The organism is Paraburkholderia sp. HC6.4b, assembly GCF_014200875.1.
In the GTDB taxonomy this organism is placed as follows: Bacteria; Pseudomonadota; Gammaproteobacteria; order Burkholderiales; family Burkholderiaceae; genus Paraburkholderia; species Paraburkholderia tuberum.
Genome location: NZ_JACHDC010000023.1, coordinates 41,186 through 61,380, shown reverse-complemented (window position 1 = coordinate 61,380; position 20,195 = coordinate 41,186). Strand labels below are relative to the sequence as shown.

At 64.9% G+C, this 20,195-nt stretch carries 18 protein-coding genes; 5 read left to right on the top strand and 13 right to left on the bottom strand.

Features of this window, described 5'->3' with window-relative positions; genetic code table 11:
- Nucleotides 1-104: 104 nt before the first annotated feature.
- Complete coding sequence (locus tag HDG34_RS30635) at nt 105-812, bottom strand: transposase (protein WP_013090727.1); 708 nt, start codon at nt 810-812, stop codon at nt 105-107.
- A gap of 187 nt (nt 813-999) precedes the next feature.
- Between HDG34_RS30635 and HDG34_RS30630 the strand changes: the two genes are divergently transcribed.
- Nucleotides 1,000-1,725, top strand: coding sequence for an OmpW family protein (locus HDG34_RS30630; protein ID WP_184065515.1), 726 nt, complete (start codon nt 1,000-1,002; stop codon nt 1,723-1,725).
- 367 nt (nt 1,726-2,092) lie between these two features.
- Nucleotides 2,093-2,473, top strand: a complete 381-nt coding sequence (locus HDG34_RS30625) for a YqjD family protein (RefSeq protein WP_090802126.1) — start codon at nt 2,093-2,095, stop codon at nt 2,471-2,473.
- A gap of 103 nt (nt 2,474-2,576) precedes the next feature.
- On the opposite strand, the gene HDG34_RS30620 is transcribed toward HDG34_RS30625, so the two are convergent.
- The 7 genes from HDG34_RS30620 to pilM all read right to left on the bottom strand — a co-directional run bounded on the left by HDG34_RS30620 (nt 2,577) and on the right by pilM (nt 9,991).
- Complete coding sequence (locus HDG34_RS30620; protein WP_311734890.1) at nt 2,577-3,779, bottom strand: deoxyguanosinetriphosphate triphosphohydrolase; 1,203 nt, start codon at nt 3,777-3,779, stop codon at nt 2,577-2,579.
- 144 nt (nt 3,780-3,923) lie between these two features.
- Nucleotides 3,924-5,009, bottom strand: coding sequence for a 3-dehydroquinate synthase (gene aroB / locus HDG34_RS30615; protein WP_184065510.1), 1,086 nt, complete (start codon nt 5,007-5,009; stop codon nt 3,924-3,926).
- Nucleotides 5,009-5,560: a shikimate kinase gene (locus HDG34_RS30610; RefSeq protein WP_090802131.1), complete on the bottom strand. Its 552-nt coding sequence runs from the start codon at nt 5,558-5,560 to the stop codon at nt 5,009-5,011. Before HDG34_RS30610 ends, aroB begins: the two co-directional genes overlap by 1 nt.
- A gap of 114 nt (nt 5,561-5,674) precedes the next feature.
- Nucleotides 5,675-7,393 (bottom strand): type IV pilus secretin PilQ, encoded by a 1,719-nt coding sequence (gene pilQ / locus HDG34_RS30605; protein WP_184065507.1) that lies wholly within the window; start codon nt 7,391-7,393, stop codon nt 5,675-5,677.
- On the bottom strand, nt 7,390-8,322 hold the full coding sequence (locus HDG34_RS30600; RefSeq protein ID WP_184065504.1) for a hypothetical protein: 933 nt from the start codon (nt 8,320-8,322) through the stop codon (nt 7,390-7,392). The genes pilQ and HDG34_RS30600 overlap by 4 nt, the downstream gene beginning before the upstream one ends.
- Nucleotides 8,319-9,005, bottom strand: a complete 687-nt coding sequence (locus HDG34_RS30595) for a fimbrial assembly protein (RefSeq protein WP_184065501.1) — start codon at nt 9,003-9,005, stop codon at nt 8,319-8,321. The genes HDG34_RS30600 and HDG34_RS30595 overlap by 4 nt, the downstream gene beginning before the upstream one ends.
- Nucleotides 9,002-9,991 (bottom strand): pilus assembly protein PilM, encoded by a 990-nt coding sequence (gene pilM, locus HDG34_RS30590; protein WP_184065498.1) that lies wholly within the window; start codon nt 9,989-9,991, stop codon nt 9,002-9,004. The genes HDG34_RS30595 and pilM overlap by 4 nt, the downstream gene beginning before the upstream one ends.
- Nucleotides 9,992-10,261: 270 nt before the next feature.
- Here pilM and HDG34_RS30585 point away from each other — a divergent pair, with 270 nt between their 5' ends.
- Nucleotides 10,262-12,658 carry a penicillin-binding protein 1A gene (locus HDG34_RS30585; RefSeq protein WP_184065495.1) on the top strand — a complete coding sequence of 799 codons (2,397 nt, stop codon included), beginning with the start codon at nt 10,262-10,264 and terminating at the stop codon, nt 12,656-12,658.
- A gap of 94 nt (nt 12,659-12,752) precedes the next feature.
- Here the strand turns inward: HDG34_RS30585 and cyaY are convergent, their stop codons facing one another.
- Nucleotides 12,753-13,073, bottom strand: a complete 321-nt coding sequence (gene cyaY, locus HDG34_RS30580) for an iron donor protein CyaY (RefSeq protein WP_184065492.1) — start codon at nt 13,071-13,073, stop codon at nt 12,753-12,755.
- A gap of 35 nt (nt 13,074-13,108) precedes the next feature.
- Here cyaY and lptM point away from each other — a divergent pair, with 35 nt between their 5' ends.
- Together lptM and lysA are read left to right on the top strand one after the other, a co-directional pair.
- Nucleotides 13,109-13,453: an LPS translocon maturation chaperone LptM gene (gene lptM, locus HDG34_RS30575; RefSeq protein WP_184035642.1), complete on the top strand. Its 345-nt coding sequence runs from the start codon at nt 13,109-13,111 to the stop codon at nt 13,451-13,453.
- A 9-nt stretch (nt 13,454-13,462) separates the two neighbouring features.
- On the top strand, nt 13,463-14,725 hold the full coding sequence (lysA, locus tag HDG34_RS30570; RefSeq protein WP_184065489.1) for a diaminopimelate decarboxylase: 1,263 nt from the start codon (nt 13,463-13,465) through the stop codon (nt 14,723-14,725).
- A 111-nt stretch (nt 14,726-14,836) separates the two neighbouring features.
- Here the strand turns inward: lysA and msrQ are convergent, their stop codons facing one another.
- The 4 genes from msrQ to HDG34_RS30550 form a co-directional block, all read right to left on the bottom strand.
- Nucleotides 14,837-15,532, bottom strand: a complete 696-nt coding sequence (msrQ, locus tag HDG34_RS30565) for a protein-methionine-sulfoxide reductase heme-binding subunit MsrQ (RefSeq protein ID WP_184065486.1) — start codon at nt 15,530-15,532, stop codon at nt 14,837-14,839.
- A gap of 10 nt (nt 15,533-15,542) precedes the next feature.
- Nucleotides 15,543-16,538 carry a protein-methionine-sulfoxide reductase catalytic subunit MsrP gene (msrP, locus tag HDG34_RS30560; RefSeq protein WP_184065483.1) on the bottom strand — a complete coding sequence of 332 codons (996 nt, stop codon included), beginning with the start codon at nt 16,536-16,538 and terminating at the stop codon, nt 15,543-15,545.
- A 206-nt stretch (nt 16,539-16,744) separates the two neighbouring features.
- The gene (ccsB, locus tag HDG34_RS30555; protein WP_184065481.1) at nt 16,745-17,956 is read right to left on the bottom strand and encodes a c-type cytochrome biogenesis protein CcsB; all 1,212 of its coding nucleotides are present in this window, start codon (nt 17,954-17,956) and stop codon (nt 16,745-16,747) included.
- Between the two features lie 4 nt (nt 17,957-17,960).
- On the bottom strand, nt 17,961-20,171 hold the full coding sequence (locus tag HDG34_RS30550; RefSeq protein WP_184065478.1) for a cytochrome c biogenesis protein ResB: 2,211 nt from the start codon (nt 20,169-20,171) through the stop codon (nt 17,961-17,963).
- Nucleotides 20,172-20,195: the final 24 nt, after the last annotated feature.

Sequence of the window (20,195 nt, the reverse complement as noted above, 5' to 3'; positions counted from 1 at the left end):
CGGCATCCGACGTGCCGTCTTCATGCAGTCCCTTGATGCAAAACACTTTAATCGGATTTAAAGCGGCTCTATCGGCGCCGCCGGGGTATCGCCCTGCCGCCGCCTCACTGCGTATGCGGCGTCTCGCGCACCTTGCGTGGCCGGCCACGCGGTAGGGGTGACACACGTCGGTTGGCGGCGCGCGCCGCCCATTCGCGGTACGTGTCGCTGCCGAGCACCCAGCCCTTCAACGTGGCTTGCTGAAGCTGACTTGCCTCGCGCTCGTCGAGCGGCTGCTCGCACAGTTCGCGATAAGCACGCTGTCGCTCGAACGGCGTATTGCCGAGCGACCAGTAAAGGGGGTGATCCGTGATCAGACTGTCGAGGGTGAGGCCGATGTGATGACGGTAGCTCGACCAGCGATAATCCTCGGCCGCGTTGACCAGCTGCAAGCGCACCGGACACATTTCCACAACCCGGCTCGCAAGCAGGAAGTAGCGCTCACCCTCGATCACGGTGGCCCGGTAACGGCCTTCCCACAAGGTGCCGCGACGCGCATAGCGCCGGTTGAAGTGCGCGACATAACGCCGCCCGACGGCCTGCATCGCCTTGGGCAGGCTCGACTCCTCGGTGGGCGTGACGAGCAGTTGCACGGCGCCCGGCATCAAGGCGTAAGCGTGGATGGAAAGGTGATGGTCCCGGGAGGCCGCCTTCAGACAGTCGATGAAAAGCTCGTAGTCCTGGTCGTCGACGAAGGCGGGCTGCTGGTCGAGCCCGCGGAGGATGACGTGCTGCGGCTGGTCGGGGACATAAAGACGTGCAAGCCGTGCCATGCTGGAGTGTCCAATAGTCGCGTTGGTATATACCCGAAGGTCCGAAGAGCCGCATGGGCGCAAGGTTCGGCGCCATGCGGCCAAGCCAGAAACCACGCGGTGCTTAGGGAGAAAACTCTAACCGCCGCGTATGGTTTGTTTCAAACGTTGTAGTCATAATGAGCGGGCCTTTTTTGGAGGAGCACATATGAAATTAAAACAGGCCGTAACGGGGATGGCAGTGCTAGCCTGCATGAGCACGGTAGCGCACGCACAATCGGCCGGCACCATTTACTTCTCGACGGGCTGGTTCCATCTGGCGCCCCAATCGAGCAGCGACCCACTGACCGTGACCAGCATTGGCGGTAGCCCAACCAACATCACCGAAGCCAACACCGGCGCCTCGCTGAGTTCGGCCGATACCATCGGTTTCACCGCCGGCTACTTCGTCACCGACCATATCGCAACCGAATTCGTCATTGGCGTCCCCCCTACTTTCGATCTGTTCGGCACGGGCAGCTTCGCGCAGTTCGGCAAGCTCGGGCAGGCCAAACAGTGGAGCCCGACGCTGCTGTTCAAGTACTACTTCAACGCGCCGACCGCTTCGTTCCGCCCGTATCTCGGTCTCGGTGTGAGCCGCATCTGGTTCACCGACGAACACATTTCCAACAGCGCATTCGAAGCCAACGTTCTGCATGGTCCGACCAGTGTGTCGACGGATAGTTCGTGGGAACCCGTGTTTAATGCGGGCTTCACGTACGCCTTCAATCAGCATTGGTTCGCCGGCGTGTCGATCTCGTACCTGCCGCTCAGCACGACCGCAAAGCTCAGTTCGGCATCGGCCACGCCGGTCGGCACGCTGACCGTGCAATCGCAAACCAAGATCAAGCTGAACCCGATCGTCACTTACGTCAACGTCGGTTACCGTTTCTAACGCTTCGCTAAAGCAGGTAGCTTGAATTAGGGTAGTCGAATTTTCGCGACCTGGGGAACGCCGTCATCGAACCGATCACGGCGTTTGCATTTGGCGTCTCTGTTGCATCGGGATGGCAGCGTCATCCGGCATCAGCGTTTGTAAATTTGACGCGAATTCGGCGCGTCCATGTGCAAAATCCGGCGACGATACGGGCACGCCCCATCCTGTCGCGAGCCGCACGCGTGCAGCGGTGCCGGCAATGCAGCGCTTGGCATCGAAGTTGCGTTTAGATGGCGTTTCCTATGCGACGACGTGATACTGCGTCTACGCATAGCGTGTCCGCGCGACGATGCGCGGGGCCTTTCAACTCATCGACGGAGCGACCATGACAGCACTTCCAAATACGCGAGACGCCCTCGGCGAATCCTGGACCAGCGCGAGTCGCCGCGCGCGGCGCATCGCTCGCCACAGCCGCCACGCGGCCGAAGATATCGCGGTCGAGTTGCGCACCCTGCTGTCGGAACTCGAATCGACCTTGGCCGACGGCACGCAGGCCGACGCCGTGGCCCTGCGCGGCAGGCTGCGCAAACAGTTGGACGCCGCGCGCGAGCGGCTGAACGACACGCGCGACGCGATGCGCGATCGGGCGGGCGTCGCGATCTCGGACGCCGATCACTACGTGCATGAAAATCCGTGGCAGACGATTGCGATCGTCGGCGGGCTTGCGCTGGTGCTGGGGGCGCTGTTCGCGTCCCGTTCGCGATGACACTGGCTTGCCCGGTTTGACGGTGCTGGCAAGGGGGCGCGACGGCCGCTTCGATGCGGCAACGCTGAACGTTACACCCCTTGCCGCGCCCAGCCGCCAGCGGCTAGTTATCGTCGATCACGAACAGCCGCCGATACTCCTTCAGCGCGTAACGATCGGTCATCCCCGCGATGTAATGCGCGATCAAACGCGGCTGACGCGTCGCATCGGCCGACTGATAGTCCGGCGGCAGCAGCCGCGGGTCGTCGGTGAACGCGTCGAACAGGCCGACCACGACGCGGCGTGCCTTGTTGGCCATGCGCATCACGCGATAGTGACGGTACATGTTTCTGAACAGGAAGCGCTTGAGCGCCGCGGCCTGCGCGGCGATCGCATCACTGTGCGCGACGAGCGGGGGCGCCGCGCGCACGTCGTCGAGTGACGCCGGCGCGTAGCGCGCGAGATTGGCCCGCGTCGTTTCGATCAGATCGACGATCAGCGTATTGATCACGCGCCGCACCGTCTCGTGAATCAGCCGACGCCCCTCGATCTGCGGATAGTCGCCGCGCGCCGCCTCGCAGTGCGTCTGCCAGAGTTCCACTTCGGCGAGCTGCTCGAGCGACAGCAGACCGGAGCGCAGACCGTCGTCGACGTCGTGATTGTTGTACGCGATTTCGTCGGCGACGTTGGCGATCTGCGCTTCGAGCGACGGTTGCCGCCCTTCGAGAAAGCGCTCGCCCAATGTCCCGAGCCGGCGCGCGTTGTCGCGTGAGCAGTGCTTGAGAATGCCCTCGCGCGTCTCGAAGCACAGGTTCAACCCATTGAACGCTCCGTAGTGCTCTTCAAGTTCGTCGACGACCGTGAGGCTCTGCAGGTTGTGCTCGAAACCGCCATGCTCGCGCATGCATTCGTTCAACGCATCCTGGCCGGCATGGCCGAACGGCGTATGGCCGAGATCGTGCGCCAGCGAAATCGCTTCGACGAGATCTTCATTGACGCGCAGATTGCGCGCAACCGAGCGCGCGATCTGCGCAACTTCGAGGCTATGGGTGAGGCGCGTGCGAAACAGGTCGCCCTCGTGGTTGACGAATACCTGAGTCTTGTATTCGAGCCGCCGGAATGCGGTCGAGTGGACGATGCGGTCGCGGTCGCGCTGAAACTCGGTACGCGCGCTCGGCGCGGTTTCCGCATAGCGACGCCCACGCGACTGGCTCGAATGCGCCGCGTACGGCGCGAGATGCGCTTCGAGCGCCTGCTGGGTCGGCGCGGGGGCGGCGGGTGTGGCAACCGCGGCAGCGGCATCCGCGGTGCTGACCGTGGCGGCGATGACGCCGTTCCCGGCGCCTGCGCGCGCGCTCGTCGTGTCATGCTGGATATCGTCGCTGCGCCTGTCAGTCACCGGGTCCTCCGAAACATGGGCGGCGCCTCGTGACGCGGGTGCGTGAAGCGTGGCTGCAGGGCCGTGTTGAATCTAGACGGCGGCGGCCAGCGTCGCATGCACGTCGGCGTCGGGCGCGCGGGTGATCAGTGTCTCACCGAAACGCTTCAGCAGAATGAACTTGATCGCGCCGGCTTCCGCCTTCTTGTCGATCTGCATCAGCTCGATGTAACGATCCGCGCCGAGCGCGGGAGCACGAGTGGGCAGATGCGCGGCAAGCACGACGTCGACGAGCCGCTTGCGCGACGCTTCATCGAGATGGCCGAGCCTCACCGACAGATCCGCCGCCATCACCATTCCGCAGCCGACCGCCTCGCCGTGCAGCCACTCGCCATAGCCGAGTCCGGCTTCGATCGCGTGGCCGAACGTGTGACCGAAGTTGAGGATCGCGCGCAGACCACCTTCGCGCTCGTCCTGCGCCACCACCGACGCCTTGATCTCGCACGAGCGTTTGACTGCTTCAGTCAACGCCTGCGGTTCGCAGCGGTTCAAAGCCTCGATATTGGCCTCGATCCAGGTGAAGAATCCGGCGTCGGCGATTGCGCCGGTCTTGATGACCTCGGCGATGCCCGCCGCGAGTTCGCGTTCGGGCAACGTACGCAATGCGCCGATGTCAGCGATCACCGCCCGAGGCTGGTAGAACGCGCCGATCATATTCTTGCCCAGCGGATGATTGATGCCGGTCTTGCCGCCGACCGACGAATCCACCTGCGACAGCAACGTGGTCGGCACCTGGATGAACGGCACGCCGCGCATGTAGCAGGCGGCGGCAAACCCGGTCATGTCGCCGATCACACCGCCACCGAGCGCGATCAGCGTGGTCTTGCGGTCGGCGCGCGAGCCGAGCAGCGCGTCGAAGATCAGGTTCAGCGTCTGCAGATTCTTGTGTGCTTCGCCGTCCGGCAAAACCACCGTGGACACCTGCTTATTCAGCGGCGCAAGCGCTGCGCGCAGCTTGTCGCCGTAGAGCGGATCGACGGTGCTATTGGTGACGATCGTGACCGAGTTGCCGGCGATATGCGGCGCGAACAGCGCGGTCTGGCCGATCAGGCCGGCACCGATATGGATGGGGTAGGCGCGCTCGCCCAGTTCGACGTTGACGGTAATCATACGGTCCATTATGAAGCAGGATGTTTGGCGACGCCGGCCATCTCGAGCTGCATCAGAACCATGTTGACGAGTCCGTTGACCGAGGGCCGGCCGGTTTCGATCACGAAGTGCGCGCATTCGCGGTACAGCGGGTCGCGCACTTCATAGAGCGCTTCGAGGCGCGCCTTGGGGTCTTCCGTTTGCAGCAGCGGGCGATTCTTGTCGCGCCGCGTGCGCAGCCACAGGTCATGCGGATTGGCGCGCAGATAGATCACGAGGCCACGGCTTTTCAACGCTTCGCGGTTTTCCGGCCGCAGGACTGCACCGCCGCCGGTCGCGAGCACGATATTGTCGCGCCCGGTCAGCTCGGAGATCACGCTCGCTTCGCGATCGCGAAAGCCCGCTTCGCCCTCGAGCTCGAAGATCACGGGAATGCGCGCGCCCGTGCGCGCCTCGATTTCATGGTCGGAATCGAAGAACGGGCGCTCGAGACGGCGCGCAACCGCCCGACCCACAGTGGTTTTTCCTGCCCCCATGAGCCCTACGAAAAAAACATTGGCGTGTGCGTCCCGCGCTTGCAACGGTGTCCTCTGGCTAATCCGGTGTAGTTCGTGCCGCAGCTTACTGGCAAAGCGGCTGCCTTGTCGAGCCTGCGCGCCGCCGGCGGACGGCGGTGCATGCGTGCCCTATATGCCCTAATTTTCCCGCACCACGCGCGGCGTGATGAAAACCGCCAGTTCGCTACGCGTGTCGCGATGAGTCCGATGGCGGAACAATGCGCCCAGAACCGGTATTTTGCCGAGGAGGGGCACCCGCTCGACGTCGTCACGGTCGTCGGTCTCGTAAATTCCGCCGATCGACACCGTACCACCGTCCTCGACCTCGACGCGCGTTTGCACGTGCTTGGTGTTGATCGCGGGCCCGGCGTCGGTCTGCTCGCCGACGCTGTCCTTCGCGACGTCGAGATCGAGCACCACGCGGCCATCCGGCATGATCTGCGGCTCGACCTCCAGTTTGAGCGTCGCCCGGCGAAACTGCACGCCCGATACGCCCTGGCCGACCTTCGCCTGATACGGCAGCTCGGTGCCCTGCTCGACGATCGCCTTCATCCGGTCCGCGGTGACGACCCGTGGGCTCGACACGATTTTCCCATGCCCTTCGGACTCGAGCGCCGAGAGTTCGATATTCAGCAGCCGGGTCGCGTGAGCCGCGAACAGCGTGAGGCCGGCGGTCGCGGCATCGAATCCGGAGATCGGTCGGGCCGACAGATCGTACACGGAGCCGTCCGTCCCACCCGTCAGCCCTCTCGACGTACCGTCCGCACTGGTGCCGGCGAGCGACAGCCGCACCCCGAGATTGCGCGAAAAGCCTTGGTCGCCTTCGACGATCTGAGCCTCGATCAGCACCTGGCGAGTCGGCCGGTCGACGGAAGCGATCAGCGTCGCGATCTGCTCGAGCCGCCCCGCGAGATCGGTGACGAACAGCAGGTTGGTGCGCGGATCAGCGGTGACGGCGCCACGTTTGGACAGCACGCGCTGCGTGCCGGAACCGGTCAGCAGGCGACGCACGTCCTCGGCATGCGCGTAGTGCAGCTCGAACGTGCGGCTCGCGAGCGGCTCGAGGTCCGCGGCGCGCGCGTGGGCTTCGAAGCGCTGACGTTCGCGCGCGGCGAGCTCGGCGGCAGGCGCGACCCAGATTACGTTGCCGTGGCGCTCCATCGCCAGATTGTTGACGTCGAGCAAGGTGTCGAACGCGGTGCGCCACGGCACCTTGTCGAGACGTATCGACACGGCGCCGCGCACTTTGTCGCTGGCGACGATGTTCAGGCCGGTGAACTCGGCGAACGCTTTCAGGACCGCGCCAAGTTGCGCACGCTGAAAGTTCAGCGAGATCGGCTCGTTGCCCGCGGGAAGGCCCGAGTCCGCACTCGCCGATGCGTCGGCGAGGCGCGGCCGCGGCGGCAGCGGGACCGGCGGGCCTTCGAGACCAGGCGTGCCGGCACTGTCGTCGCGAGCCGGGGTGGCGGGTTGTCCTGGCGAAGGCGGCGGCATCGGGCCGTTGGCGAGGTCGTCCGGGGAAGCGTCGGGCGCTATCGCGGAACGCGCGGCCGGCTGGAGCGTGTCCGGCTCCTGGGCCGCGCCTGGCGTGGAAACATCGCCGAACGGATTCGCCGCCTGGCCGATGCCGCCGCTCGGCAGCGGCGCCGTCTCGTAGGCGGTGTTGGCCGATACGGCCGGGTCGTCGAGCGCCGCGTAAGTCGGCAACGGCGGCGGCAGCAGTGGCGTCGCTGCCTGTGCGACGCCGGCACCCAGCGTCGCGGCGACGTAGAGCCCGAAACACCGTCCGGAGACGACGCGGACCTCGCGTCCGACACCCAGCGTCGCGACGCTCCATCGCTTGAGCGGGCGCATCATGACGCCTCCGTCAGCGTCAGCGTGCGCGTCGCGCCGCCGTTCGCGAGCGTAATGCCAAGCGCGTCGAGCTGTGTGACCCGCTCGACGCCCAGTCGTTGCCCGGCCGCGACCGTCGTCGTGCCGTCTGGCGTGTCGAGCAGCGCGAGCCCGCGGGTACGATCGCGCAGCAAACCGACAAGGCGCAACTCGGAAGCATCGCCCAGCTCGCCGCTCGCGGAGATCTGCGACTTCGCAAACGGATCGAAAAACACGAGGCCTTCGTCGTCATCGTCGGCAGCCTCGTCGGCGTCAGGGCTCGCCTCGGCGCTCGCAGCCGGGGTGTCGGGCACCGGTCGCAGCGCGGCGTACACCTGCAGCGTCGCGGCCACCGCGAGCCCTTTGCCGTCCTGCTTGACGGTCACGTCGACGGGAACGATCAGCACCGGCAGTTGCGCGAGCCCGTGGAAAAACGCCATCAGGTGAACGAAGTCGGTGCGCGCGGTGAGCTGCAGCACGCGCATCCGCTCGACGCCCTCGCCGCTCGCCGCGCCCGGTTCCACCGCAAGCAGCGCGACGCCGCTTTGCGTGGCCAGCTCGGAGACGATGCGCACGTCGTCGGCGGAGTTCCACGACACGGCGCTCGACGCCGTGGCCGGCATCGCCGCGGCTGCACGGCGCAGCGACGGCAGCTGTGCGAGCGTGTGCCGCGCGTGTGCGAGACGCTGCGTGCTGACCGCGAGCGCCGCGCGGCTCGCTTCCAGTCCGGCGAGATCAGCCGCGTTCCAGCCGTACGCGCCGACGCCGAACACGAGCGCGGCAAGCGTCGCCGCGACGAGCCAGCGACGGCGCCGGCTCCACGCCTCGAGCGGCATACGCGCCTGCTTGACCCAGCGCGAAAAACCCGCGGATCCATGCGCCGCACCACCCGCCTCGAAAAAGGTCGTGCTCATCGCGCACCTCCCGTTGCTGCGGCCTTCAGGGCGCGCGTCGCTTTGTGCGGCGGATCGCCCCAGCGCAGGCGCGCATCGAACTCCACGGGTCCGCCTATCGCCTGTTCCGTCGACGCGCCGCCCTTCCCCGTCGGCCGATGCAGATCACGCATCTCCGCGCCCTGCACGCCGTGGATCGCGCCGAGCCGCTTGAGCCACTCAGCCGACGCGATATGGTCACTCGAAGTCGCCAGCAATTCAGTCTCGTACTCGCGCTGGCGCAGCTGCCGCAACACGACGCGATCGCCGGGTTCGAAGCTCAGCGCGTCGAGCAGATCGCGCAGATGTGCGAGCGGCCTCGCGAGACTCGCGGCGCGCGCCGCGGCTTCGCGCTCATCCTGTTCGGCCCGCGACAGCTTCGCGTGCTCCGCGAGCGGCACGGCGAGCGGAGTCAGCGCCTGCCCGGCCGCCGCGCGCCGCGCATCGAGTCGCGCTGCGGCGAAGCTCTGCCAACCGGCGACGAGCGACACACCCGCGGCACCGACACAAGCAGCCACAGCCCAGTCGCGCATACAGCGGCGCCGCGCGAGTCGCGCGTTGCGTTGGCGATACGGCAGCAGATTGAAGCCGCCCAGCCACGGTACAGCGGCGCGCTGATCGGCACTCGCGGCGACGCCAGACGAAAACGACAGAACGGCCTTCATTCCAGCACCCCGCGCAACGCGAGCCCAAACGCGACCGCGCCAGCCGGCTCGTGCAGCAAGGCGTCGTCGAGCGGCCGCGCGTGGCTGCCGAGCAGCGCGCATTCGAACGGCAGCGCCGAGCAGCCGAGCACGTCGCCAATATCGGCGAGTGAAAAGCCGACGCCGTCGAGCAGATCGATTTCGCCGCCAATCAGCGCGCAGTCGAACTCCGGCCCGCGCATGAGATCGCGCAACGCGTCGGCGAGATCGGCATGCTCCGGCGCCGGGTAGCGCGTCTCGCCGACGCTCGCGCCATCGACGACGCTCCAGCCGTACACGCCGTCCGTACCGACCCACACCGCCGCGTACGGCTCGTTCGGGTCGAGCTCGCGACTGGCCGCGTGGCGCAGCGCGCGCAATGCCGCGTGCGGTTCGCCATCGATCGCGGACAGCGAAATCCCTGCGGTCGCGGCGCATTCGATCCGCGCTTCGAGATGCTGACGCGCGGTCGCGGCGATCTTGACCGAGCGCACCGGCGACGGCGTCTCGTCGACGTACCAGTCGACCGCGAGCGCATGACGCTCGAGGCCGGCGATGCGCTCCGCCTCTCCCATCACCGCGGGCGCAAGTCCGGCGAGCGCAACGCCGCCGTCCTCCGCCTCGCAGTCGCTCTGAGCGGCGAGCCGCGCGAGCGGCACTGTCGTCGTCAGCGTGGCCGACGAAGGCACGGCCATCGCGCAGCGCAGCGCGTGCGTCGCGCATACGCGCGGCAAACCGGCGAACGCATCGCGCAACGCCCGCGCGACGGCCTGCCGATCGACGATCTCGGCGCCCGCCATGGTGCCGGCCGCGAACGGCACCGTGCTCATATGTTCGAGATGCAGCGCGCCCCGGGCGCGTTGACTCACCACGACGAGACGCACGTTTTGCGAACCGACATCGATGCCGGCGGCGAAACGCTGCCGGCCCTCCCGCACCGCCTGAAGCCACGAATTTTTATAGGCCATACCGCCCTCCCTCTGACTCACGCGACGAACCATTCGAACGCGAGTAACGAGGGATCATTGTCGGCAGACGCGCGTCCTAACGACATTCAGCCGAATGGCTAACGCGGATGCGAAGCCGCCCCGAGCGACATCAAAGCGACTACAGTTGGGACTACAGCGAAGTCATTCCCGCGCCGCCTGGCGTGTGCCGATTGCACGTTATTCGTAAGCTTGTCGAAAGCAGAAAAACCCTGGCGGCTATAATCGCGGGACTGTTTTTCCGGTACTCCTATGCAAGCCACGTCTCCTGCGTCCCCACCGCCCGCGCCGAAGAAGCGCAAACGTCCGTTATGGCTGAAACTGATACTTGGCTTTGTCGGGTTGATCGTGGCGGGCATCGTATGCGTGGCGCTGGTGCTCGGCTATGCGCTCGTCGTCGCGACGCCGAACCTGCCGTCACTCGATGCATTGACCGACTATCAGCCCAAAGTGCCGCTGCGAATCTATACGGCCGACCACGTGCTGATCGGCGAATTCGGCGCGGAGCGACGCGACATCGTGCACATCCAGGACGTGCCCGACAGCCTGAAGAAAGCGATCCTCGCGATCGAGGACGCGCGCTTCTATGAGCACGGTGGCGTCGACCTCACCGGCATCGCGCGAGCCGGCATCGTCGCGCTGACCAACGGACATGCGACGCAAGGCGCGAGCACGATCACGATGCAGGTCGCGCGCAATTTCTTTCTGTCCAGCGAGAAGACGTACACGCGCAAGATCTACGAGATGCTGCTCGCGTACAAGATCGAGTCGAAGCTGAGCAAGGATCAGATTCTCGAGGTGTACATGAATCAGATCTATCTCGGTCAGCGCGCGTACGGTTTCGCGAGTGCCGCGCGCGTGTACTTCGGCAAGGATCTGAAGGACCTGACGCTCGCCGAATCGGCGATGCTCGCCGGTCTGCCGAAGGCGCCCTCCGCGTATAACCCGGTCGTCAATCCGAAGCGTGCGAAGGTGCGCCAGGAGTACATCCTGCAGCGCATGTACGAATTGCACTACATCACTCAGGAACAGTACGACGAGGCGAGCCGGCAGCGGCTCGTCGTGAAGGGCATGGGCAAGGAGTACAGCGTGCACGCGGAATACGTCGCGGAAATGGTGCGGCAGATGATGTACGCGCAGTATCGCGAGGAAGCCTACACGCGCGGCCTGAACGTCGTGACCACGATCGACTCGGCCGATCAGGACGTCGCCTACCACGCGGTGCGCAAAGGCCTGATGGACTACGAGCGCCGTCACGGCTATCGCGGCCCGGAGGCGTTCATCGATCTGCCGGCCGACGCCGACGAGCGCGAGCAGGCCATCGACGACGCGCTGCTCGAACATCCCGACAATGGCGAAATCATCGCGGCCGTCGTCACGGCGGCGAGCCCGAAGCAGGTCCAGGCGGCGTTCATCGACGGCAATGTCGCGACCATTCAGGGCGACGGCCTGCGCTATGCGCAGTTCGCGCTCGGCCCTCGCGCGCAGCCGAATCAGCGCATCCGGCCCGGCGCGATCGTGCGGCTCGTGAAGAACGACGAGGGCGACTGGTCGATCACGCAATTGCCCCAGGTGGAAGGCGCGTTCATCTCGGTGGTGCCGCAGGACGGTGCGATCCGCTCGCTGGTCGGCGGCTTCGACTTCAACAAGAACAAGTTCAATCACGTGACGCAGGCGTGGCGTCAGCCGGGCTCCAGCTTCAAGCCGTTCATCTATTCGGCGTCGCTCGAAAAGGGCCTCGGGCCCGCCACGATCATCAACGACGCGCCGCTCTTCTTCAGCGCCGCCGAAACCGGCGGCCAGGCGTGGGAGCCGAAAAACTACGGCGGCGGCTTCGACGGTCCGATGACGATGCGCACCGCGCTGCAGAAATCGAAGAACCTCGTGTCGATCCGCATCCTGAACCAGATCGGCCCGAAGTACGCGCAGCAATACATCACGCGGTTCGGCTTCGACGCGGACCGCCATCCCGCCTATCTGCCGATGGCGCTCGGCGCGGGCCTCGTGACGCCGCTGCAAATGGCCGGCGCGTTCTCGGTGTTCGCCAACGGCGGCTACCGGATCAATCCGTATCTGATCGCGGAGGTCACCGATCAGCGCGGCATCGTCGTCGCGCACGCGCAGCCGCTCGTGGCCGGGCAAAGCGCGCCGTTCGCGATCCAACCGCGCAACGCCTACGTGATGAACAGCCTGCTGCAAAGCGTCGCGCAGCACGGCACCGGGGCGAAGAGCAACGTGCTCAAGCGCACCGATCTCGCCGGCAAGACCGGCACGACCAACGATTCCCGCGACGCGTGGTTCGCCGGCTATCAGCACACGCTCACCGCGATCGCGTGGATCGGCTACGACAACCCGCGCAGCCTCGGCGACAAGGAAACCGGCGGCGGCCTGGCGCTGCCGGTGTGGATCGAGTACATGGGACGCGCGCTGAAGGGGGTGCCCGAGTACAAGATGCCACGCCCCGACGACGTCAGCGAAATCGGCTCGGAGCTTTATTTCGACGAGTTCACACCGGGCCACGGTTTCATCGCGACGGTCGGCGTCAGTCAGGCGACGCTCGATGCGGAGGCGAGCGCGGCAGCCGCCGCTCCGGAACAGGTTGGCGAACAGGAAAAGCAGGACATCATGAATCTGTTCCGCGGGCACTGAGGCTGCGTCGATGTCCCGCTAGAAAAGAAAAAACCGCCGCGTTCGTTACGCGGCGGTTTTGTTTTGAGAGCGTCTCGCGCTTATTACACCGCGCTCATAGCGCGGCGATCCGCACCGGCTCGCCAGCCTGCTGCGTCGCATACTGCGACAGCGCCGCGAAAAACTCCGCGCCGCTGCGCGTGTCGCGCCATTCACCGTCGACGAAACGGAAGTGGAAACCGCCGGCCTTCGCCGCGATCCAGATCTCGCTCAGCGGCGGCTGAAGGTTGACGATGATCTTCGTGCGGTTCTCGAATTCGAGCGTCAAAACGTTGCCGCTGCGCTCGAGCTCGATGTCGGCGTCGATGTCGTCGAGCGCGCTCTCGATGGCGGCCAGCACGGCTTCCGCACGGGTCAGGTAATCACTATCGGACATGCTAAACTCCATCGATTATTCATTCAGGGACAGTCATGCGAGTCGTAACTCGGATGCGCGCGGCAGCGCCCGGCCGCGCGATTGTAGCGGTTTTAGTCATTCTCGCAGGTTGTGCGCTTACCGGCTGCGGCCAACGCGGTGCACTCTATCTGCCGACCGTACCGCCGATGCCTGCCCCGCCGGCTCACCGCACGCAAACGCCATCGACCGATCGAAGCCAACCGGCTAGCGGCAGCGCGGCCGACACGGGTTCGATCCCGGACACCTCGGGCACGCCGCTCACGCTCGCCCCCGAAGACCAGCTCGCGGCGCCGCCCGCTTCGGCGGCATCGGCTCCCGCAGTGCCGCTGCCCGCCTCTGCCGTCCCTTCCGTTCAATAAGACTTTCGCATGACTCGATCCGCATTTGACTACGTCGACGGCGTATTGCACGCCGAAGGCGTGTCCGCCGTTTCCCTCGCCGAGCAGTTCGGCACGCCGCTCTACGTCTATTCACGCGCCGCGCTCACCGCTGCGTGGAACGCCTATGCGGGCGCCTGCGCGGGGCGTCGCGCGAGCGTGCACGTGGCCGTCAAGGCCAACAGCAATCTCGCGGTGCTGAACGTGTTCGCGCGCCTCGGCGCGGGCTTCGACATCGTGTCGGGCGGCGAGCTCGCGCGCGTGCTCGCGGCTGGCGGCAAAGCGGAAAACACCGTGTTTTCGGGCGTTGGCAAGCAGGCAAGCGAAATGCGCGACGCGCTCGCGGCGGGCGTCAAATGCTTCAACGTCGAATCGATTCCCGAACTCGACCGCCTCAATTCGGTGGCGGGCGAGATGGGCAAGAAAGCGCCGGTGTCGCTGCGCGTGAATCCCGATGTCGATGCGAAAACGCATCCGTACATTTCCACCGGACTCAAGACCAACAAGTTCGGCGTCGCGTTCGAAGATGCGCGTGCCACCTACCAGGCGGCCGCGGCGATGTCGAATCTCGAGGTGATCGGCATCGACTGCCATATTGGCTCGCAGATCACCGAAGTCGCGCCCTATCTCGACGCGATCGACAAGGTGCTGGAACTCGTCGAGCAGATCGAGCAGGACGGCGTGTCGATTCGCCATATCGACGTCGGCGGCGGTCTGGGCATCACCTACGACGACGAAACGCCGCCGGAAATCGGTGAGTTCGTGCGCACGGTGCTCGATCGCATCGAAGCGCGCGGCCACGGTCACCGCGAAGTCTATTTCGAGCCGGGCCGCTCGCTGGTCGGCAATGCGGGCGTGCTGCTCACACGTCTCGAGTTTCTGAAGCCGGGCGAGGACAAGAACTTCGCGATCGTCGACGCGGCGATGACCGATCTCGCGCGCCCCGCGATGTACGACGCCTATCACGCCATCGAGCCGGTCGTGAAGCGCGACGTCCCCGCGCATGTGTACGACGTGGTCGGCCCGGTCTGCGAAAGCGGCGACTGGCTCGGCCGCGAGCGGCTGCTCGCGGTCGAACCCGGCGATCTGCTCGCGATCCGCTCGGCCGGCGCGTACGGCTTCGTGATGAGCTCGAACTACAACACCCGTGCGCGCGCCGCCGAGGTGATGGTGGATGGTACACAGGCGCATGTGGTTCGCGCGCGCGAAGAGCTCAAGCAGCTGTTTGCGGATGAAACGATACTGCCGGCGTAAACGTCGGTACCTGCGGCAGAGCGCGAAGGTCGAGCGCAGCAACGAAAATGGCGATGCCACGGTGGCATCGCCATTTTTATTTGAAACAGCGTGACGCCAATAAACTCGCCATCATCGTCGGCGCGTTCCCATCCTCCGCTCACGTATCCACACCACCAGCCGCCATCCCAGCAACGCGATCATCACCGCGCCGTAGATCTTCGGCAGCAGCAGGTCGTGCTTGCCCGCCTTCATCCACCAGAAATGCAGGATCGCGAGCACGCCGATCGCATAGATCGCGCGATGCAGCGTCTGCCAGCGACGTCCGAGCTTGCGCACCATCGCGCGCGGCGACGTGACCGCGAGCGCGATCAGCAGCACGAACGCGGCGAAGCCCACCGTGATGAACGGCCGCTTGCCGATGTCCTTCAGAATCTCCGCAACATCGAACCACTTGTCGAACCACAGGTACGTGGTGAAATGCAGCGTCGCGTAGAAGAACGTGTAGAGCCCGAGCATGCGGCGCAAACGCACGAACGCGGCGACGCCGGTCAGACGGCGTAGCGGCGTCACCGCGAGCGTGATGCACAGGAACACGAGCGTCCACAGGCCGGTCGAGCGTGTGATGAATTCAATCGGATTCGCGCCGAGCCGGTCGGTCAGGCCGAACAGCACGAGGCGCGCGAGAGGATAGAGCGCCGCGATGAAGACTGCGACTTTGGTGGGCACGACCCAGCGCGCGCCGCCGGTGGAACGCGGCTTCGCCGCCGACGCCATCCGCCGCGTCGCAGGCTCGGTGCGGGTGACAGTTTGCGTATCGGAAACCATCGCGCTCGCCCTAGAAGTTCTTCTTCAGGTCCATGCCCTGATAGAGCGACGCGACCTGATCGCCGTAACCGTTGAACATCAGCGTCTTGCGTTTCGGCGTGAAAAAGCCGTCTTCGCCGATGCGCCGTTCAGTGGCTTGACTCCAGCGCGGATGATCGACATTCGGATTCACGTTCGAATAAAACCCATATTCGTTCGACGCGTACGTGTTCCAGCTCGTCGGCGGCTGCTTCTCGACGAAGCGGATTTTCACGAGCGACTTCGCGCTCTTGAAGCCGTACTTCCACGGCACCACGACGCGCACCGGCGCGCCGTTCTGATTCGGCAGCACCTGGCCGTAGAGGCCCATCGTCAGTAGCGTCAGCGGATGCATCGCCTCGTCCATCCGCAGGCCTTCGGAGTAAGGCCAATCGAGTATGGGTGCCGACAACCCTGGCATCTGCGACGGATCGGCGAGCGTGATGAACTGCACGTACTTTGCATTGCCGGTCGGTTCGACGCGTTTGATCAGCTCCGACAGCGAGACGCCGATCCACGGCACCACGATCGACCAACCTTCGACGCAGCGATGCCGGTACACACGCTCCTCGAGCGGCGCGAGCTTCAGCAGATCGTCGATGTCGTACACCTTCGGATTCTTGATCTCGCCCTCGACGCTCACCTTCCACGGATGCGGCCGCAACGTGCCCGCGCGCTGCGAGGGGTCGGATTTATCGGTGCCGAACTCGTAGAAATTGTTGTAGGTGGTGATGTCCTTGTACGGCGTGATCTTGTCGAGCGCGACGAACCTGGTGTTGGTTTTCGCCGCGAGCTTCTGCGCCTTCGGATCGGGCGACGAGTAGGTCGCGAGCGCCTCGCCGCTCACGCCGATCAGGCCGCCGAGCGCCATCGCGCCCGCCGCCTGCAGGATGCGTCGCCGGTTCTCGAACACGTGCCGCGGCGCGATTTCGCTGCGCGCGATGTCATCGCCGGTCAGTTGAATTCTGTCGCTTCGCTTGATCCACATCGTGCTACTCCTTGCCGGCCCGCCGCGTCGCGCGCGTTGCGGAGCCTTATTGATGATCGCCCCTTTGGGGGCGTCTGTCATCCATGGGTAGTTGCTCTGGTGCTCGACTGGCGAACACCGGGGAGCAACGAATATTCCATCGGCCATAAAAAAACCGCCGGTGCGAAAGCACGCGGCGGTTCTTAGTCGGTTCAGCGCGGCGGATCTTACAGCTTGCCGTAGCTATGCAAGCCCGACAGGAACATGTTCACGCCGAGGAACGCGAAGCTCGTGACCAGCAGCCCGGTCAGCGCCCACCACGCGGCGAGCGCGCCGCGCAGGCCCTTCATCATACGCATGTGCAGCCAGGCCGCGTAGTTCAGCCACACGATCAGCGCCCACGTCTCCTTCGGGTCCCAGCTCCAGTAGCCGCCCCAGGCTTGGGCGGCCCACAGCGCGCCGAGAATCGTCGCGATCGTGAAGAACGCGAAGCCGACCGCGATCGACTTGTACATCACGTCGTCGAGCACGTCGAGCGCCGGCAGACGATCCGCGAGCACGCCGCGTTCCTTCGCCAGATATGCGACGCCGACCATCGCCGACAGCGCGAAGCTGCCATAGCCGATGAAGTTCGCCGGCACGTGAATCTTCATCCACCAGCTTTGCAGCGCCGGCACGAGCGGCTGGATCTGCTGCGCGTCGCGCGCGACCGAGTACCACATCAGGAAGCCGACGGCTGCGCTGATCACGAGCAACACGAACGCGCCGAGCGCGCGCGTGTTGTAGTGCTGCTCGTAGTACAGATAGAACAGCGCGGTGATCAGGCTGAACAGCACGAACACTTCATAGAGGTTCGAAATCGGAATATGGCCGACGTCCGCGCCGATCAGATACGACTCGTACCAGCGCACCATCATGCCGACGAAGCCCATCAGCACCGCCGCCCACGTCATCGTCGAGCCGATCGCGGCGCCGGTCGGCGAGCGCGACAGCAGCGCGATCCAGTAGAACCCGGTCGCGAATACGAAGAGCGCGCTCATCCACAGGATCGCGGACTGGCTCGACAGGAAATACTTGAGGAAGAAAGCGTTGTCGGCGCGGCTCAGATCGCCGTGGTAGATCTGGATTGCGAGCAGCGACAGCGCGGCGATTCCGACCATCAGCGGACGCACCGGCTTCCAGCGCCAGCCGAGCACGACGAAAACCGGCACCGAGCACATCAGCACCAGTTTGTCGTAGTAGTTCATGAACGGGTAATAGCGCGACAGCGCGAACCCGGCGCCCCCGACGAGCGCGAGCGCGAACAGCCAGTCGACGATACCCAGGCGTTTCAGGAACGGCCGTTCGTCGAAGTTCGGGAGTTCGGGCGTGCTGCTCGCAAACGCCTTGTCGGCGCGTGAAGCAGAAGAAGAGGAGGAGGAAACCTGAGTCAAGTCCATGATCTTACCGGGTCGAATCCTGTGAGCTTGCCGACGCAGCGGCGGCCTGGCCGGCCGGGCTGGCATCGGCTGCTTCGATGAGTTTCGCGCCCAATGCGGCGCTCACGGCGGCCCGCGTCTGGACGAACTCTTTCTCGAAGTCTAGCGTCTTACGCGCGCTCGACATCGCCATTACGACGCTCGTGCCGTGGTCCGTGTCCTTGAGCCAGAACCACAGACGCCGTTCGCGAACGTAGAACATCGAGAAGATGCCCAATACGAGAAGCAGGCTGCCAAGATACACGACTTTTTTGCCCGGCGCGCGCGTCAACTGAAATACCGAAGCTTGCACCTGCTTGAATGAGTCAAGCTGCAAATAGACCGGCGATCCATACAGAAAGCTGTCGGAAATCGCATTAAGCGAACTCTGGATGAAGCGGCTCGTGTCCGCATCGGCCGGCGCGGCGGGCTCGCCGAGCCGCTGGCGCGACAGTTGCCACAAGTCCCACGTCACGCCTTCGAGCATGCGAAGCAGCAGGCCCGCCGCCTTTTCCTGCTCGCCCTTCGGTACCGAGCGGTCGATAAACCCAGCGACCGCCTGGAAGCCGCCGAGCGTTTCGCCATTCGGCATCTTCATGCTGCTGTCGGCGCCCGCAAAAAGGGTCAGCACGCGCAAGGCGCTTTCCTCCAGATGTTGCTGCAACTCCGCATTTGAACCCGGCACCGAACGCTGCGCGAATTGATGAGCGGCGATGGCCCGTTGGTTCGGGTCTTCCAGCGTGGCGCGCAGATTCATCCATTCCTTGAGCGTGCCGCCGCTGTCGGCGGGAATGCGCAGGTAGCGGAACGGGTCGTCGGGATTCAAGCGCATGCCGGCGAGGAACATTTTCTCGCCGTTCACGTCGACGGGCAGCATGTAGTTGTTGTACTCGCGCGCCTGGCCATCCTTGCCGCGAATCTTGTACTGCACCGACGGGCCGACGTTGTGCAGATCGAGCGGCTTCGACGTTTTCGCGCCGGAGCCGAGGCGCTCGTCGAACGCCTCCTTCAGCGAGTGCTGCGCGACAACCCCGCGCGCATCGTTCTGCCCGTTGCCGTTCGAGATGTTTTCGACGTTGATCGCGCGGAAGTCGGTGAATTCGACGGTCTGGCCATCGGCCAGCGGCGTGGCCGAGCTCAACGGCGCGCTGCCGCCGATCGTGCCGCCAAACGGCGCGGGCTTTGCACTCGGGCCGGACATCGGGAAGGCAGTCATCTGCATCTGCGAGCCGCCGTCCTGGAAGCTCGATTGATAAATCGACACGCCGTCGTATTCGAACGGCTTGTTGACCTCGACGCGCGCCGGCACGCGCGCGCCGGTCTTGTGATCGATCACGACGATGTCGCTCGCGAACAGCTTCGGCATGCCGGTCGAGTAGTAATCGACGATGAACTTGTTGAGCTCGATCGAAAACGGCAGGTCCTGGATCAGCGAACCATTGGGCTGATTCAGGATCGCGGTCGACACGTGCTGCCCTTCGGGTACCCACGCGTAGCCGCGGAACGTCGGGTTCGATTGCGACAGCCGATGCTCGGGCGAAATCTCGTTGATCACCGTGTTCGAGTTGATCGGCGACTTATCGAACAGCCACATTTGCAGCTTGATCGGCAGATTGCTGTCGAGCAGGCCGCCGAGGCAGATCACGACGATCGCGAGGTGCGCGGAGATGTAGCCGAACTTCGTCAGCGCGCCACGCTTCGCGGCGATCAACGTCGCGCCGTCCGACTCGCGCGTGACGAACTTGTAGCCGAGCTTCGCCGACAACCTTACGAGCACCGCCGCCGACTGCGCGCGCGTGCCGTGCACCGCGAACTCACCCTTGTGATGGAACGCGCGCAGGCTGCCTTCTCGAACCTTGTCCTTCCAGCTCTTCGCGTCGGCGACCATCTTCGGCGCATTTCGGATCACGCAGAGCGACACAGACACCATCAGGAAGCCGAGAATCAGCATGAACCACCACGAGCTGTACACCGTGTAGAGGCTCAGCGCGCGGAAGATGTCCGCCCAGAACGGACCGAACTGGTTGACGTAGTTGGGATACGGATCGTCCTGCGTGAGGACGGTACCGATGATGCTGGCGATCGACAGAATGACGAGCAGCGCAATGGCGAAACGCATCGAGCTCAGGAGCTCGATGGCGCTGCGCATGACGCGATTGCCCGACTTCGACTGCAGACCCGACGTGGTGACGCTCATTCAATCTCCGACTGAACAGCAAAA

Coding starts and splice junctions, on each gene's coding strand:
- aroB (WP_184065510.1), bottom strand. CDS start 5,009: ATGGACCGTATGATTACCGTCAACGTCGAACTGGGCGAGCGCGCCTAC.
- lptM (WP_184035642.1), top strand. CDS start 13,109: ATGCGAGTCGTAACTCGGATGCGCGCGGCAGCGCCCGGCCGCGCGATT.
- lysA (WP_184065489.1), top strand. CDS start 13,463: ATGACTCGATCCGCATTTGACTACGTCGACGGCGTATTGCACGCCGAA.
- HDG34_RS30550 (WP_184065478.1), bottom strand. CDS start 20,171: ATGAGCGTCACCACGTCGGGTCTGCAGTCGAAGTCGGGCAATCGCGTC.
- cyaY (WP_184065492.1), bottom strand. CDS start 13,073: ATGTCCGATAGTGATTACCTGACCCGTGCGGAAGCCGTGCTGGCCGCC.
- ccsB (WP_184065481.1), bottom strand. CDS start 17,956: ATGGACTTGACTCAGGTTTCCTCCTCCTCTTCTTCTGCTTCACGCGCC.
- HDG34_RS30635 (WP_013090727.1), bottom strand. CDS start 812: ATGGCACGGCTTGCACGTCTTTATGTCCCCGACCAGCCGCAGCACGTC.
- HDG34_RS30595 (WP_184065501.1), bottom strand. CDS start 9,005: ATGAAGGCCGTTCTGTCGTTTTCGTCTGGCGTCGCCGCGAGTGCCGAT.
- pilQ (WP_184065507.1), bottom strand. CDS start 7,393: ATGATGCGCCCGCTCAAGCGATGGAGCGTCGCGACGCTGGGTGTCGGA.
- HDG34_RS30625 (WP_090802126.1), top strand. CDS start 2,093: ATGACAGCACTTCCAAATACGCGAGACGCCCTCGGCGAATCCTGGACC.
- msrP (WP_184065483.1), bottom strand. CDS start 16,538: ATGTGGATCAAGCGAAGCGACAGAATTCAACTGACCGGCGATGACATC.
- HDG34_RS30630 (WP_184065515.1), top strand. CDS start 1,000: ATGAAATTAAAACAGGCCGTAACGGGGATGGCAGTGCTAGCCTGCATG.
- pilM (WP_184065498.1), bottom strand. CDS start 9,991: ATGGCCTATAAAAATTCGTGGCTTCAGGCGGTGCGGGAGGGCCGGCAG.
- msrQ (WP_184065486.1), bottom strand. CDS start 15,532: ATGGTTTCCGATACGCAAACTGTCACCCGCACCGAGCCTGCGACGCGG.
- HDG34_RS30600 (WP_184065504.1), bottom strand. CDS start 8,322: ATGAGCACGACCTTTTTCGAGGCGGGTGGTGCGGCGCATGGATCCGCG.
- HDG34_RS30585 (WP_184065495.1), top strand. CDS start 10,262: ATGCAAGCCACGTCTCCTGCGTCCCCACCGCCCGCGCCGAAGAAGCGC.